This is a genomic window from Caulobacter sp. SRI_014, from assembly GCF_057586315.1.
Genome location: NZ_JBYCZQ010000003.1, coordinates 403481 through 417449, shown reverse-complemented (window position 1 = coordinate 417449; position 13969 = coordinate 403481). Strand labels below are relative to the sequence as shown.

Below are 13969 nucleotides of genomic sequence, written 5' to 3'. Positions count from 1 at the left end.
ATTCGACCCCTCGGCCCGACTGACCCAAAACCGGTTGCAGGACTGGCCCTTCACTCGCTCCGGTCAAACCAAATCTAAACACTCGGGCTGCTAGGACAGGCGTCTGATGAACGCCAGAACGACGTCCATTTCGCGCCGGTTCCTGATCAGCGTCGGCCTGTTGTCGATCGCGGTCACCCTGATCGCGTTCGGAGCGGCCTTCGTCGCCTTCCAGCAGGAGCTGGAGCGGCGCGAGATCGCCTATATGCGCGATTACGTCACCCAGCGGGCCAATCAGGAAGAGCGGCGCTTCACCGATCTCGCCACCCTGCACCGCGACGCGGGCGTGGCCATGAAGCTGCGCATGGACCAGCTTTCCGACCGTGAGACCAACGCGCTCTTCGACCAGTTCTTCCCGCTGAAGGCCGACGGCACGCGGCGCAGCCGTGACGCCGCGTTCGATGGCCAGAAGCTGCCGAATGGCGACTACCTCTACGGCGTCGGCGCCTTCATCAAGGACGGCGCCCATGTGCCGATGATCGAGAAGAAGGCGCTGGTCGCCGCCTATCAGGTGGCGCCGCGCTTCGGCGAGGCGGCGGTCACCCGCTACGACAACTTCTACTTCTTCACCCCGGGCACCCGGCTGGTGATGTTCGCGCCCGGCCGGCCCGACAGGCTGATGTTCTACCGCCATGAGGCGCCGGCCAATCTCGACATCTCTGGCGAGGAGATGAGCAAGATCACCGCCATGGCCGCAAATCCGGCCCGGAGCATCCGCTGCACCAGCTTGCAGCGGCTGTTGCAGGACGACGCCGGCGAGCGGCTGGCCACCGGCTGCATGACGCCCGTCGATGTCGAGGGCCGGCACATGGGCGCCTTCGGCTCGTCGATCGAGCTGTCGGGCTACTTCATGCGGGCCATCCGCGACACCAGCCGCGGGGCGGTCAACCTGATCACCACCGGCAACGGCGACCTGATCGCCTATCCGGGCTTCGCCACCCCCGGCAAGGCGCCGGAAGCCACTCTGGCGGCCTATGAGAAGGACATGGGTCTCAAGACCCTCATCGGCGAGATCAAGGCCCAGAAGGCCCCGCGCGGCGTCGTCCGCAGCGCGGACGGCAAATACATCATCGCCTATGGCCAGCTGCGCGGCCCCGACTGGTATTTCCTGATCCGCTATCCGGCCAGCGCCGTGACCATGGCCGCCGCCAAGTCGGCCGCCTGGATCCTGGCCCTCGGTCTGATCGCCGCCGCGCTGCAGGCGATGCTGGTCATGGGTATGGTCCGCAAGGCCATCGGCCGGCCGCTGCAGCAGCTGGCCGATTTCGCCGACACCCGCCGGCGCGACCCGCAAGGCCCCATCCCGGCCGCCGAATCGGTCGAGCTGGAAGCCATTGAGGCCCGCCCCGACGAGATCGGCGTCCTGGCCCGCGCCCTCAAGGCGGCCCGCGACGAGGCCACCCTGGTCATGGACGACCTGGAGAACCGCGTCCGCGCCCGCACCGCCGAACTCGAAAGGGCCAACCAGGAGAAGTCCCGCTTCCTGGCCAACATGAGCCATGAGCTGCGCACGCCGCTGAACGGCGTCGTCGCGGTGTCCGAGACCCTGGCCCGCGAGCAGACCACGGCGCGCGGCAAGGAGCTGGCCGAACTGATCTCCTCCTCCGGTCGGCTGCTGGAGCAGGTGCTGACCGACATCCTCGACTTCTCGAAGATCGAGGCTGGCGAACTGCGCCTGGAGCGGGGGGTGTTCGACGCCCAGACCCTGGTCAACCGCATCGGCGCCCTGCATGCCGAGGCCGCGGCCATGAAGGGGCTGGACCTCGACTGGTCGGTCGACGAAGCCGCCATCGGATCCTGGCAGGGCGATGCGGTGCGCATCACCCAGATCCTCTCCAACCTGCTGTCCAACGCGGTGAAGTTCACCCACGACGGCGGCATTACCCTGCATGTCGGCCGCCGCGAGCGCGGCCTGGCCTTCAGCGTCAGCGACACCGGCATCGGCTTCGACCGCGAGACGGGCGCCCGCCTGTTCCGCCGCTTCGAACAGGCCGACGCCTCGATCACCCGCCGCTTCGGCGGCACGGGCCTGGGCCTGGCCATCTGCCGCTCGCTGGCGGAGCTGATGGGCGGGACCATCCAGGCGGCCTCCAACCCGGGCGAAGGCTCGACCTTCGTGGTCACCCTGCCGCTGGAGCCCGCCGAGGCGGTGGTGGCCGGCGAGGCCGCCGCGCCCGAGGCCGAGGTCGATGGCGTCCATGTGCTGCTGGCCGAGGACCATCCGACCAACCAGCGGGTTGTCCGTCTGATCCTCGAGGCGGCGGGCGTCAGCCTGGACGTGGTCGAGACCGGCGTCGCCGCCCTGGAGCGGCTCAGCGTCCAGTCCTACGACGTCGTCCTGATGGACATGCAGATGCCCGAGATGGACGGTCTGACCGCCACCACCCGCATGCGCGAACGCGAGCGCGCCCAGGGCCTGCCTCGCACGCCGGTGATCATGCTGACCGCCAACGCGCTCGACGAACATGTCCAGGCCAGTCTGGCGGCGGGGGCCGACGCCCACCTGTCCAAGCCGGTGCGGGCCGACAGCCTGCTGGCGGCGATCTCGGCGGCGCTGGAGCCGGCCCCGGTTGAGCTGGCGGAGGCGGGCTAGGCCTCGACGGCCTTGTCCAGCTCTTCGTAGACCTCCATCAGGATGTCGTAGCCGGACAGGAAGTTATCGAGGTTCTTCTCGAGGTGGTCCTCGGTGACGCCGCCGTCGAGCATCAGGTAGTTCTCGAAATACAGCGACTTGCCGTCCTCGGAGACGTAGGCCTTGCCGATGTAGTAGTCGCGGTTGTAGCGATCGGCCGTGCGGCGGGCGAGGGCCAGGTTGCCGCTCTCCAGCTCCATCGAGGCGAAGTAGCGGACGCCCAGGCAGCCCTTCGGATAGCCGTCGGCGTCACAGGCCCGAACGTCGGCGCCCATGTAGAAGGGCGTCTTGTTCTGGGCCTCGATGGTCCAGCTCGGCTTCTCGCCTTCCTTGTGCTTGTCGGCGACGATCTTGGTCTTGAAGCCGCCCTTGCGCAGCACCTTGGCGACCTGCTCGGGCGTCACCGTATAGAGCACCTGGGCCTTGCCCGCGCGGGGCAGCTCGGCCGCCATCGCCGGCGTCGCCGCCAGCACCACTGCCGTCATCGCCAGCGCACGCCAGATCATCCCTTGAACTCCAGAAGGCCGGGCCATCGGACGCGGCCCCCGTGGACCCACCATAGCCCGGACCGGCGGCGGCTCTGCAAGTCAAGACTTGGTCCGCATCCGCTCGCGCATGGCCGTCGAGGAGGCGAAATTGAACGGCCCCCGCAGATAGACCCAGGCCGGCGTCTTCATGGTGGCCAGCAGCGGCGCCTCGCGGGCCGGGCGGCGGAAGTGGGCGAAGCGCTTGGCGGCGGGCGACAGCCGGGCTTTCAGCGAGGCCCAGGGGCGCGAGACGACAGCGACTGGGACCTCGCGCATCAGCTGGGTCCAGCCGCGCCAGCGGTGGACGTCCTTGAGGCTGTCGGCGCCCATGATCCAGACGAAATGGACGCCGGGGTAGCGGGCCTTCAAGAGACGCAGGGTGTCGATGGTGTACTGAGAGCCCAGCCGTGTCTCGATGTCGCTGACGATCATCCGCGAGTCGCCGATGGCCGCCGTGACCTCGGCAAGGCGCTGCTTCAACGGCGCCGTGTCCTTCGAACTCTTCAGAGGATTCTGCGGCGAGACCAGCCAGACGACGCGGTCCAGACCCAGCCGGGTGATGGCCGTGCGGGCGACGTGCAGATGCCCCTCGTGCACGGGGTTGAACGAGCCGCCGTAGAGGCCCACGCGCATTCCGGGCTTGAGGACGAAACCCGTCCGGAGGGCGGCCGGGCGGCCGGCCTCAGGGGCGTGTCTGGCCGGACCCGCGAACCACATACTTGAATGTCGTCAATTGTTCCGCGCCCACTGGTCCCCGGGCGTGCAGCCGGTCCGTGGCGATGCCGATCTCGGCTCCAAAGCCGAACTCTCCCCCGTCGGCGAACTGTGTCGAGGCGTTGACCAGCACGATGGCGCTGTCGACCTCGGCGATGAATTGCTCGGCCGCCGCCTCGTCCTCGGTGACTATGGCGTCGGTGTGGCCCGACCCGTAGGCGGCGATGTGACGGGCGGCGCCGGCCACCCCGTCAACGATGGCCACAGCCAGGATCGGCGCCAGGTATTCGGTGGTCCAGTCGGCCGTGGTGGCGGCCTTCATGCCGGGCTCGATGGCCCGGGCGGCGGCATCGCCACGCAGCTCGCAGCGCTCGCGGATCAGGGCGTCGGCGATGGGCGGCAGCAGGCGGGCGGCGGCGGCCTTGTCGATCAGCAGGGTCTCGGCCGAGCCGCAGACACTGACCCGGCGCAGCTTGGCGTTGACGACAATCCGCGTGGCCTTGCCGATGTCGGCGCCGGCGTGGACGAAGACGTGGTTGAGGCCCTCGAGATGGCCCAGAACCGGCGCCCGCGCCTCGGCCTGCACCCGGGCGACCAGGCCCTTGCCGCCACGCGGGATGATCAGGTCGATCTGGCGCTCGAGGCCGGTCAGCAGCTGGCCGACGGCGTCACGGTCGGTGGTGCGGACGATCTGCACAGCGCTCTCGGGCAGACCAGCGGCCCGCAGGCCGGTGGCGACACAGGCATGGATGGCCAGGTTGGAGGTGATGCACTCACTCCCGCCGCGCAGGATGACGGCATTGCCGGCCCGCACGCAAAGGGCGGCGGCGTCGGCGGTGACGTTCGGCCGGCTCTCGTAGATCATCGCCACCACCCCGATGGGCGTGCGCACCCGGGCGATGTCGAGGCCATTGGGCCGGGTCCAGCGAGCGATTTCCGCCCCGACCGGATCAGGGATAGCGGCGACGGTCTCAATGGCCTTGGCCAGATCCTCGACCCGATCCTCATCCAGCATCAGCCGGTCGAGCATCGGCCCCGACACCCCGGCGGCCTTGGCGGCGGTCAGGTCGCGGGCGTTGGCGGCGAGGATCGAGTCGGCCCCGTCGCGGATGGCGGCGGCCATGGCGGTGATCGCGGCCGTGCGCTGCTCAGCCGACGCCAGACGCAGGGCGCGCGCGCCGTCGCGCGCCGCCCGGCCCATGGCCAGCATCCTGCCCCGCAATGTCTGGCCGGCGTCGTCCATCCGCTCCGTATCCGGATTTGCTCGCGGTGAGCATTAGCGGGTTTGCCCCGGGGTGGATAGCCGACCCTTAGGTCAGCTCTCGCTGTAGTCGAACTCGAACTTCGGCGTCTCGGCCTCGAGGCATTTGCCGTCGACCGGCTTGGTCGGGTCCTGGAAGAAGCTGCGGATCATGCCCCGCGCGCACGGGCTGCCAAAGCTGACGCCGTGGGTGACGTTCGGAGCGATGAACAGCTGGCCCTTGCTGAAGCGGGCGACGGCGGCCTTGGCGAGGCTCGGCGGGCAGCCGGGGTCGATCTCGGCGGCGATGAACAGGGTCGGCACGTTGCTTGACTGCGGGCCGGCGTCGAGGGGGTCGGGCTGGCCGACCGCCCAGGCCTCGCAGACCTCGAAGTAGCGGGTCATCGAGGGCACGGCGAGGGCGGCGATCGGGTCGCCGCCGACCTCGGCCACCTTGGCCCGGTCCTCGAAGGGGAACTCCTCCTTGCACAGGTGGGTCAGATGCTGTCCTTCGAAATAGGGGCTGCGCTCGGCGCGGTGGGCTTCGAGGGCTGTGAAGTCGCCCTTGACGAAATTGGCCAGGTCCATCGGCATATGGCGGGCGCCGTAGCTGTCATAGGCGGCGTCCATCAGGAAGCCGGCCAGGTCATCGCGGGTATAGGCGCGGGCCTTGCCCTGCACCGGGCCGGCGTTGAACTTCGCGGCCAGGGCGACGAAGTCGGCCTCCACGGTCGGGAAGCGCTTGTGGCATTCGGGGTCGGCGGCGCATTTGCCGAGCACCACATGCACCGCGTCGCTGATCAGCTGCGGGCCCCCTTGCGCCCACCTGGCCTCGGGCGGCCAGGGGCTGTCCAGGACCACGGCGCGGATGCCTTGCGGCGCATGGCGCAGGATGCCCATGGCGATGCTGGTGCCGTAGCTGGCGCCGAACAGGTCTATTTCCTTGTAGCCAAGGGCCTGGCGCAGGTCCTGAACGTCGAGGGCCACTTCCTTGATGTTGTAGCGCGAGAGATCGACCCCGGCGGCGGCGTGCAGCTGGCCGCAGGCTTTCAGCGTATCGCCGGCGGCGGCGGTCAGCGGTCCGGCATCGTTCATGGCGACGTTGCCGCAGTCGAGCAGGGGCGAGGCCTGGCCCGAACCGCGCTCGTCGAAGAAGACCCAGTCCTGGTCGACAGCGATCATGTCCCTGGCCAGGGGCGAGCGGGCGACGCGCCCGGCGCCGGCGGCGGCAGCGCCGCCCGGTCCGCCCTGCAGGTAGAAGACCGGCGGCTGGCCGGCGCGGGGGTTCTGGGCCTTGATGACCACCACCGGGATGGCGACCCGGCGCGTGCTCTTGGCGCCGCGCGACTCGTCGACGATGAGGATGCCGCAGGCGGCGCGGCTGGCGGCGGCGCCGAAGTCACCCACGCAGGGGGCGGGCTTGTAGACCGGCTTGGCGGCCATGGCCGGGGCGGCGATGGCGAGACCGGCGCAGGCGAGCGCGGCGGCAAGAAGGGGGCGGATCATTCGGGACTCCGGAAAGGACGGACTAGACTAGGCGGTCCAGGTCTCGGCGAATACCCGGTGGAAGTTGGCGCCCAGCACCTTCTCGGCGACGCGGGCGGAATAGCCGCGCTTCAGGAGCTGGTCGGCGATGACGGCGCAGCGGTCGGAGCGGTTGAGGCCGGTGACGAAGGGAGGCGGACCCTCGCCCGGCGCGGCGACGCCGCTGGCCTTGCGGCGGGCGGTCTCGGCGTCCCAGGCCTTCATCATCTCGGGCGAAGTGTCGAAGGGGGTCAGGATGGTGTCGCTGCCGATGCCGACATGGTCTTCACCGGCGGTGTTCAGGGCGTGGGTCAGGTGGCCCATGTAGGCGGCCAGCGAAGGCTGTTCCGGCGCCACCGAGATGTAGCTGAGATCGAAGATGCCGATGACCCCGCCGCGCCCGGCCAGGGTGCGGATGAAGCGGTCGGACTTGTTGCGCGGGTGCGGACGGATGGCGCCGCTGCCGGCATGGGTGACCAACACCGGTTTGGTCGAGGCGGCGATGGCGGCCAGGCCCGTGGTCTCGTCGCTGTGGCTGATGTCGAGGGTGACGCCGAGGCGGTTCATCCGCTCGACCGCCTGGCGGCCAAGATCGGTCAGGCCGGTCGACTGTTTCGACATGACGCCGGAGCCGAACGGCGTGGTCAGGTTGTAGCTGAGGCCCATGATCAGCACGTCGAGGGCGCGGAACTGGTCGATGGCGTCGAGCTGGCCCTCGAGCATCTCGCCGGCCTCGAAAGAGGCGATGAAGCCGATCTTGCCGCTGTCCTTGGCGGCGCGGATGTCGGCGGCCTTGCGGACCTTGGTGAAGAGGTGGCTGTTGAAGCCTAGCGCCTTGTCGAGCAGGGCGCATTCCTCGGCGGTCTCGGCCCGGGTCTGGCTGCCCGGTCCGCCCAGCGTCATCTTGAAGGCGGTCAGGCCCGAGGCCCGGACCTGGGCCGACAGGGCCGCATCCATCGGGCCGCTGGGATCGAGCGGGGCGACCAGGTTGCCGTCGATGACGATGGCGTCCCTGTACAGCCGCCTGGCCTCCGGACTGACGCGCTCGGCCGCAAAGGCGGGCGTGGCGGCGAAGGCGGCAACGCCGGCCAGAAGCGATCGTCGGTTCATGTTGGGGTCCCTCAGCGCCGCGAACGATAGGTGGCGGCCTGCCCCGGTCAAATGAACTCGCGGAAAGGTGCCTTCCTCATGCGTCAAACAAGCGCTTGAATGCCGCAAGGTGAGGGCGTTTAGGTGCCCGCGAAAATCAATCGAGGAGGCGTTCCATGCCTGAAGCTCTGATCATCGACGCGGTCCGCACCCCCCGGGGCATCGGCAAGATCGGCAAGGGGGCCCTTGCCGAAATCCACCCGCAGGAACTGGGCGCCACCGTCCTGAAGGCCCTGGCCGAGCGCAACAAGATCAACACCGCCGAAGTCGACGACATCTTCTGGGGCACCAGCAGCCAGGTCGGCATGCAGGGCGGGGACCTCGGCCGCATGTCGGCGCTGTCGGCCGGCTACAGCATCAAGTCCTCGGCCATGACCCTTGACCGCTTCTGCGGCTCGGGCATCACCGCCGTCAGCCTGGCGGCCCAGGCCATCATGTCGGGCATGGAAGACCTGGTCATCGCCGGCGGCACCGAGATGATGTCGATGGCCGGCCGCCGCGCCCCCTCGGACGGCGCGCCGATGCTGATGGACCGCGGCAACAAGAAGCTGCGCGAGCTGCACCCGCAGTCGCACCAGGGCGTCTGCGCCGACGCCATCGCGACTCTGGAAGGCATCACCCGCGAGGACGTCGACGCCCTGGCCCTCGAAAGCCAGAAGCGCGCCGCCGCCGCCATCGCCGGCGGTCACTTCGATAAGTCCCTCGTGCCGGTTTACAACGCCGACGGCACCCTGGCCCTGGACAAGGAAGAGTTCCCGCGTCCGGAAACCACCGCCGAGGGCCTGGCCGCTCTGAAGCCGTCCTTCGCCGCCATGGCCGACGTGCCGCTGGACGAGGAAGGCACCACCTTCCGCAAGCTGATCACCGCGGTTCATCCGGGCCTGGATATCCAGTTCATGCACCACGCCGGCAACAGCTCAGGCGTCGTCGACGGTTCGGCCGCCCTGCTGCTGGCCTCGCCGGAATACGCCAAGAAGAACGGCCTCAAGGCGCGGGCCAAGGTCATCGCCACCGCCAACATGGGCGATAGCCCGACGCTGATGCTCAACGCCCCCGTTCCGGCGGCGAAGAAGGTTCTGGAGAAGGCCGGCCTGACGGTCGACGACATCGACCTGTGGGAAATCAACGAGGCCTTCGCGGTCGTCGCCGAGAAGTTCATCCGCGACCTCAAGCTCGACCGCAGCAAGGTCAACGTCAACGGCGGCGCCATGGCGCTGGGCCACCCGATCGGCGCCACCGGCGCCATCCTGATCGGCACCATGGTCGATGAGCTGGAACGGCGTGGCCTGAAGCGCGGCCTGGTCACCATGTGCGCCGCCGGCGGCATGGCTCCGGCCATCATCATCGAGCGCGTCGAAGGCTAGACCCTTTCAGGTTTTGATGTACGCATCAAAACCTGATCAAAAGGGTTTAGAATCAAACATTTAGAGCATGTCCGGGCGGGCGAACCGCATACACTTCGCCCTGACATGCTCTAGACCTTCGAAGCATCGAGACGAAGAGGGCCCCGGAGCGATCCGGGCCCCTTTTTGCGTCAGGCCGCGCGCTTCAGCGGCGCGGGCTCAGGCCGGCGGGCGGGGGTCGATTGCAGGGCCACGGGCGGGCGCTTCATCTGGTACAGGTTGGTGCTTATCCAGACGTACATCAGGGTGAAGAACAGGCTGCCGAAGGCGAGAACGACGCCGGTCAGGAAAAGGGTCTGGAAGGTCATGGCGGGCTCCTTGATTTGAGAGCCGATTGTCCCGCCTGACGAGGACGCCGAAAATTCGGGAATGGCCCCTAAGGGGTTCCCCCTAGCCCTCGGCCAGCAGGCACATCCGCACCAACTCGGATAGGGAAGCGGCCTGCATCTTGGTCATGACGTTGGCGCGGTAGATCTCGACCGTGCGCGGGCTGATGCCGAGGTCATAGGCGATGATCTTGTTGGGCTTGCCGGCCAGCAAACCATCAAGCACCTCGGCCTCGCGGCCCGACAGCGCGGCGCGGCGGTCTTTGACGTCCTGGCGAGTCTGGGCCCGCTGGCGATCGGCCTGGCTGCGGCCCAGCGCCGAATGCAGGGCCGACAGCAGGGCCTCGTCCTCGAACGGTTTTTCGAGGAAGTCGACGACCCCGGCCCGCATGGCCTCGATGGCCAGGGCGAGATCCGCGTGGCCGGTCATGACGATCACCGGCAGTCGGGCTCCGGCCGCCTTGACCCGGCGCACCATCTCCAGCCCGTTGATCTCCGGCATGCGCACGTCGGTCAGGATGCAGCCGGGCTCGAGCGCCTCCAGGGCGGCCAGAAAACTGACCGCGCTGTCATAGGCGCGGGCTTCGAGACCGGCGCTGTCGAGCAGAAACAGCAGGCTGTCGCGCATGGCCTCGTCGTCATCGACGATATGAACGACCCCGTCACTCATCGCGCAGCTCTCCATCGTTCACGGCCTGCAGGGTGAACCGGAAGGTCGCGCCGCCGCCAGGGGTTTGTTCGGGCCACAGCCTGCCGCCGTGCGCCTCGACGATGGTTCGGCAGATGGAAAGGCCCACCCCCATGCCCGCCGCCTTAGTGGTGATGAAGGGCTGGAACAGCTGGGCCTCGATCTCGGGAGCGATGCCCGGGCCGGTGTCGGCGACGCTGACCTGCGCCATGTCATCCCCAAACTCTGGCGGCGCCGGATCGATGCACACCGTCAGGTCCTTGCGGACGCTGTCCTCCATGGCGTCCATGGCGTTGCGCAGCAGGTTCAGCACCACCTGCTGAATCTGCACCCGGTCGGCCAGCACGGCGTCGACGGACGGGTCGAAGCGGAAGCGGACGATGACCCCCTGTTCCCGCGCCCCGACCAGGCCCAGCGCCGCCGCCTCCTCGACGATGCGCGGCAGGCTCTCGACCCGCCGCTCGGTCTCGCCACGGGCGGCGAACTCGCGCAGGCGGCGGATGATGTCGCCGGCGCGGAGAGCCTGATCCGCGGCCTTGTCCAAACCCGTACGGGCCTTGTCGGTCTGGCCGGTGGCGATGAGGCGGCTGGAGCCCTTGAGGTAGTTGGTTATTGCCGCCAGCGGCTGGTTGATCTCATGCGCCAGGGCCGAGGCCATCTCGCCCATGGCGGTCAGGCGCGAGACATGGATCAGTTCGCCCTGCAGCTCCTGCAGCCGGGCCTCGGTCGACTGGCGCTCGGTCAGGTCGCGGATGAAGCCGGTGAAGAACCGGCCCGTCTCGGTGCGGATCTCGCCGACCGCCAGTTCCATGGGAAAGGTGGTGCCGTCCCGCCGCTCGCCGACCACGACGCGGCCCAGGCCAATAATCCGTCGCTCGTCGGTCCGGTAATAGCGCTCCAGATAGCCGTCGTGCGCCTCCTTGTGGGGTTGCGGCATCAGCAGGCTGACGTTCCGTCCGAGCACCTCGGCGGACGTCCAGCCGAACAGGCGCTCGGCGGCGGCGCTGAACGAGCGGATCAGGCCGTCCTCGCCGATCACCACCATGGCGTCTGGAATGGTGTCGAGGATCGACTGCACATGGGCCTCGCGCTCGGCGAGCTCGCTGTTGATCCGGGTCGCCCGGCCCTGGGCCCGCTGGAAGATCTCGCCGCCGGCGACGATGCTGGCCGCGGCCAGGATGAACAGCAGCAGCGCGCTGCCGTCGTGGCCCATGGTCCAGACCGCGAGGGCGGCGACGACGGCCGCCAGGGCGCCGGGGATCAGGCCGCCGGTCGCCGCCGCCAGGACCACTGCCGGGATCATCAGCAGCGGCGTCGCCGCCTCGCCCAGCGCCGGCCCAGCCAGCACCTTGGCCGCCCAGCCGACCGACAGCCCGGCTCCGCCGGCCAGCAGGCCGAGCCAGAGCGGACGGGCCTGGTCGAGACGGAAGGGCGCGGGGTGGGACACAGGCCAGACCATAAGCCAAGGCCTGCGACAGGGCGACATAGGTAGATGCCCGTAAGGAGAGAACCGAAATTTTCGTCGGCGCCGGATAGGCGCAAAACGGGGTCATCGGCGGCCTCGGAACGGCTGCCCCTGACAGGACAGACGCCCATGACCGCCCCCGCTATCGACCTGACCGTCCATCACCAGCCGCGCGGCGCTTCGGACCGCGTCGCCTACGGTTTCGTCAAGGCGCTGCGCTTGTTCGCCGACACCTTCTTCGCCAAGCGCTACGGCCATCGGGCCGTGGTGCTGGAGACCGTCGCGGCCGTGCCCGGCATGGTCGGAGCCACGTTGACCCACCTCAAGTGCCTGCGCCGGATGTGCGACGACCGAGGCTGGATCAAGACCCTGATGGACGAGGCCGAGAACGAGCGCATGCACCTGATGACCTTTATCGAGGTCTGCAAGCCGACCGCCTTCGAACGCTTCGTGGTCGTCGCCGTCCAGTGGGTCTTCTACCTGTTCTTCTTCGGCCTCTACCTGGCCAGCCCCAAGACCGCCCACCGCGTGGTTGGCTATTTCGAGGAAGAGGCGGTGATCAGCTACACCCACTATCTGGCCGAGATCGACGAGGGCCGCTCGGAGAATGTCCCCGCCCCGGCCATCGCCCTGCGCTACTGGGGTTTGCCGGCTGACGCCCGGCTGCGGGATGTGGTCGAGGTGGTCCGCGCCGACGAAGCCCATCACCGGGACGTCAATCACGGCTTCGCCAACGAACTGGTCGGCCTGCCGGTCGGCGAGCCGGCGCCCTGTCCGCCGCATGTGGTGCTGGAACCCAACTGGAAGCGGGCGGCCTGACTTTCCGCCAAACCCGCCTGCGCCGAAAACGGGGCCCGGAGCGATCCGGGCCCTTTCCTTATGTGCGCTTGCGGCCCGTGTAGGCGGTGGCGGCGATCCCGAGGCCAATCAGGACGACCCCGGCCGCGTGATACGGATGGAAGGGCTCGCCGAGCAGGGCCACGGCCAGGACGGCGCCGAACACCGGCATCAGGTGCATGTACTGGCCGGCCGGGCCGGGACCGATCAGCTCGACGCCGCGGTTGAAGCAGAGGTAGGCCAGGAAGCTGGGAAAGAGGGCGACGTAGCCGATGCCGAGCAGGGCCTGCGGCGTGACCGCGAAGGTGCGGCCCTGGATCAGTTCGTGGGCGTAGAGCGGGGCGGTTACGAGGGCGGCCACGACGAAGGTGACCAGCAGCAGGCTCAAGGGGTGGACCTGCGGCCGACGGCGCAGCAGCAGGCTGTAGGCGGCGTAGAGCACCACGCCGATGAGGATTATGCCGTCGCCGGGGTTGAGGTGCAGGGAGAGCAGGGCCCAGGGCCGCCCCTCGCTGATCACCACCAGCACACCCAGCAGGGAGAGGGCGACGCCGGCCAGGGCGCCCAGGCCGATGCGGTCGCGCAGCAGGACGAAGCCGAAGAACAGGATCAGCGGCGGTATGGCCGCCTGCATCAAGAGGCTGTTGAGGGCCGTGGTGCTTTCGAGGCCCCAGTAGAGCAGGGCGCCGAAGGAGGCGACTCCGCTGACGCTGAGCAGCACGACCATCTTCCAGTGGCGGCGCAGGGTCGGGGCGTCGGTCTTCAGATGTCGCCAGGCCAGGGGCGCGACCAGCAGGCTGGCCAGCACCCAGCGCCAGAAGGTCAGGGTCATCGGCGGCACCACGCCGCTCATCGCCCGGCCGGCGATGCTGTTACCGGCCCAGAACAGCATGGTGGCGGCGAGCAAAAGCGGGGCCGCCTTCCACAGACGCTGCGAGAGACTCACGCGCCGATCGCCACGATCTCGACCTCGCCGCTCGCGACCATGGCCGTGTCGCCCTCGCCCTTGCCGAGCAGGGCCTGGGCGACGGGCGAGACCCAGGAGACGCTGCCCTTGGCGGGGTCGGCCTCGTCCTCACCGACGATGCGGAAGGTTTGGCGGCGGCCGTCCTCGCGGTCGAAGGTGACGGTGCAGCCGAACTGGACCGTGTCACAGGCCTCAGGAGTCGGGGTCAGCTGGGCGCTGGCGCGGCGGGCGTTGTAGTAGCGCAGGTCGCGGGTCGCCCGGGCCATGGCCGTGCGGTCGGCCGAGACGTCGCCCTGCTGGGCGGCGCGATAGGCGGCCTGGGCGGCTGTCAGGGCTTCCTCAAGGGCGGCCAGGCCCTCGGGCGTGACGAGGTTGGGGTGCGGGGAGATCGGGCGGTCCGGCAGGTCTGCCGCAGTGGCCTCGAGATCTCCCTCCTTGGTGAAGGCGACGCTCATTGC

13 protein-coding genes are annotated in these 13969 nt (G+C 69.0%); 3 read left to right on the top strand and 10 right to left on the bottom strand.

Going from position 1 to position 13969, the window contains the following annotated elements; translation table 11 throughout:
* Positions 1-106 precede the first annotated feature (106 nt).
* On the top strand, positions 107-2632 hold the full coding sequence (locus AC2YG9_RS10585) for an ATP-binding protein (RefSeq protein WP_487297932.1): 2526 nt from the start codon (positions 107-109) through the stop codon (positions 2630-2632).
* Here AC2YG9_RS10585 and AC2YG9_RS10580 read toward each other — a convergent pair.
* The 5 genes from AC2YG9_RS10580 to AC2YG9_RS10560 form a co-directional block, all read right to left on the bottom strand.
* Positions 2629-3177 carry a YbjN domain-containing protein gene (locus tag AC2YG9_RS10580; protein WP_487297931.1) on the bottom strand — a complete coding sequence of 183 codons (549 nt, stop codon included), beginning with the start codon at positions 3175-3177 and terminating at the stop codon, positions 2629-2631. The genes AC2YG9_RS10585 and AC2YG9_RS10580 overlap by 4 nt on opposite strands.
* A gap of 81 nt (positions 3178-3258) precedes the next feature.
* Positions 3259-3915 (bottom strand): nicotinate-nucleotide adenylyltransferase, encoded by a 657-nt coding sequence (locus tag AC2YG9_RS10575; protein WP_487297930.1) that lies wholly within the window; start codon positions 3913-3915, stop codon positions 3259-3261.
* Positions 3881-5155 carry a glutamate-5-semialdehyde dehydrogenase gene (locus tag AC2YG9_RS10570; protein ID WP_487297929.1) on the bottom strand — a complete coding sequence of 425 codons (1275 nt, stop codon included), beginning with the start codon at positions 5153-5155 and terminating at the stop codon, positions 3881-3883. Before AC2YG9_RS10570 ends, AC2YG9_RS10575 begins: the two co-directional genes overlap by 35 nt.
* Before the next feature lie 72 nt (positions 5156-5227).
* The gene (locus tag AC2YG9_RS10565; protein WP_487297928.1) at positions 5228-6658 is read right to left on the bottom strand and encodes an alpha/beta hydrolase; all 1431 of its coding nucleotides are present in this window, start codon (positions 6656-6658) and stop codon (positions 5228-5230) included.
* 27 nt (positions 6659-6685) lie between these two features.
* Entirely contained in the window at positions 6686-7786 is a 1101-nt protein-coding gene (locus AC2YG9_RS10560) for a dipeptidase (protein WP_487297927.1), read from the bottom strand.
* A 155-nt stretch (positions 7787-7941) separates the two neighbouring features.
* On the opposite strand from AC2YG9_RS10560, the gene AC2YG9_RS10555 reads away from it, so the two are divergent.
* The gene (locus AC2YG9_RS10555; protein WP_487297926.1) at positions 7942-9189 is read left to right on the top strand and encodes an acetyl-CoA C-acetyltransferase; all 1248 of its coding nucleotides are present in this window, start codon (positions 7942-7944) and stop codon (positions 9187-9189) included.
* 170 nt (positions 9190-9359) lie between these two features.
* Here the strand turns inward: AC2YG9_RS10555 and AC2YG9_RS10550 are convergent, their stop codons facing one another.
* The 3 genes from AC2YG9_RS10550 to AC2YG9_RS10540 form a co-directional block, all read right to left on the bottom strand.
* Positions 9360-9536, bottom strand: a complete 177-nt coding sequence (locus AC2YG9_RS10550; RefSeq protein WP_487297925.1) for a hypothetical protein — start codon at positions 9534-9536, stop codon at positions 9360-9362.
* A gap of 82 nt (positions 9537-9618) precedes the next feature.
* Positions 9619-10224: a response regulator FixJ gene (gene fixJ / locus AC2YG9_RS10545; RefSeq protein ID WP_487297924.1), complete on the bottom strand. Its 606-nt coding sequence runs from the start codon at positions 10222-10224 to the stop codon at positions 9619-9621.
* The gene (locus AC2YG9_RS10540; protein ID WP_487297923.1) at positions 10217-11689 is read right to left on the bottom strand and encodes a sensor histidine kinase; all 1473 of its coding nucleotides are present in this window, start codon (positions 11687-11689) and stop codon (positions 10217-10219) included. The genes fixJ and AC2YG9_RS10540 overlap by 8 nt, the downstream gene beginning before the upstream one ends.
* A gap of 147 nt (positions 11690-11836) precedes the next feature.
* On the opposite strand from AC2YG9_RS10540, the gene AC2YG9_RS10535 reads away from it, so the two are divergent.
* On the top strand, positions 11837-12526 hold the full coding sequence (locus AC2YG9_RS10535) for an alternative oxidase (RefSeq protein WP_487297922.1): 690 nt from the start codon (positions 11837-11839) through the stop codon (positions 12524-12526).
* 58 nt (positions 12527-12584) lie between these two features.
* Here the strand turns inward: AC2YG9_RS10535 and AC2YG9_RS10530 are convergent, their stop codons facing one another.
* Both AC2YG9_RS10530 and greA read right to left on the bottom strand, forming a co-directional pair.
* On the bottom strand, positions 12585-13490 hold the full coding sequence (locus tag AC2YG9_RS10530) for a DMT family transporter (protein ID WP_487297921.1): 906 nt from the start codon (positions 13488-13490) through the stop codon (positions 12585-12587).
* Positions 13487-13966 (bottom strand): transcription elongation factor GreA, encoded by a 480-nt coding sequence (gene greA / locus AC2YG9_RS10525; protein WP_487297920.1) that lies wholly within the window; start codon positions 13964-13966, stop codon positions 13487-13489. The genes AC2YG9_RS10530 and greA overlap by 4 nt, the downstream gene beginning before the upstream one ends.
* Positions 13967-13969: the final 3 nt, after the last annotated feature.

Coding starts and splice junctions, on each gene's coding strand:
- AC2YG9_RS10585 (WP_487297932.1), top strand. CDS start 107: ATGAACGCCAGAACGACGTCCATTTCGCGCCGGTTCCTGATCAGCGTC.
- AC2YG9_RS10580 (WP_487297931.1), bottom strand. CDS start 3,177: ATGATCTGGCGTGCGCTGGCGATGACGGCAGTGGTGCTGGCGGCGACG.
- AC2YG9_RS10575 (WP_487297930.1), bottom strand. CDS start 3,915: ATGTGGTTCGCGGGTCCGGCCAGACACGCCCCTGAGGCCGGCCGCCCG.
- AC2YG9_RS10570 (WP_487297929.1), bottom strand. CDS start 5,155: ATGGACGACGCCGGCCAGACATTGCGGGGCAGGATGCTGGCCATGGGC.
- AC2YG9_RS10565 (WP_487297928.1), bottom strand. CDS start 6,658: ATGATCCGCCCCCTTCTTGCCGCCGCGCTCGCCTGCGCCGGTCTCGCC.
- AC2YG9_RS10560 (WP_487297927.1), bottom strand. CDS start 7,786: ATGAACCGACGATCGCTTCTGGCCGGCGTTGCCGCCTTCGCCGCCACG.
- AC2YG9_RS10555 (WP_487297926.1), top strand. CDS start 7,942: ATGCCTGAAGCTCTGATCATCGACGCGGTCCGCACCCCCCGGGGCATC.
- AC2YG9_RS10550 (WP_487297925.1), bottom strand. CDS start 9,536: ATGACCTTCCAGACCCTTTTCCTGACCGGCGTCGTTCTCGCCTTCGGC.
- fixJ (WP_487297924.1), bottom strand. CDS start 10,224: ATGAGTGACGGGGTCGTTCATATCGTCGATGACGACGAGGCCATGCGC.
- AC2YG9_RS10535 (WP_487297922.1), top strand. CDS start 11,837: ATGACCGCCCCCGCTATCGACCTGACCGTCCATCACCAGCCGCGCGGC.
- greA (WP_487297920.1), bottom strand. CDS start 13,966: ATGAGCGTCGCCTTCACCAAGGAGGGAGATCTCGAGGCCACTGCGGCA.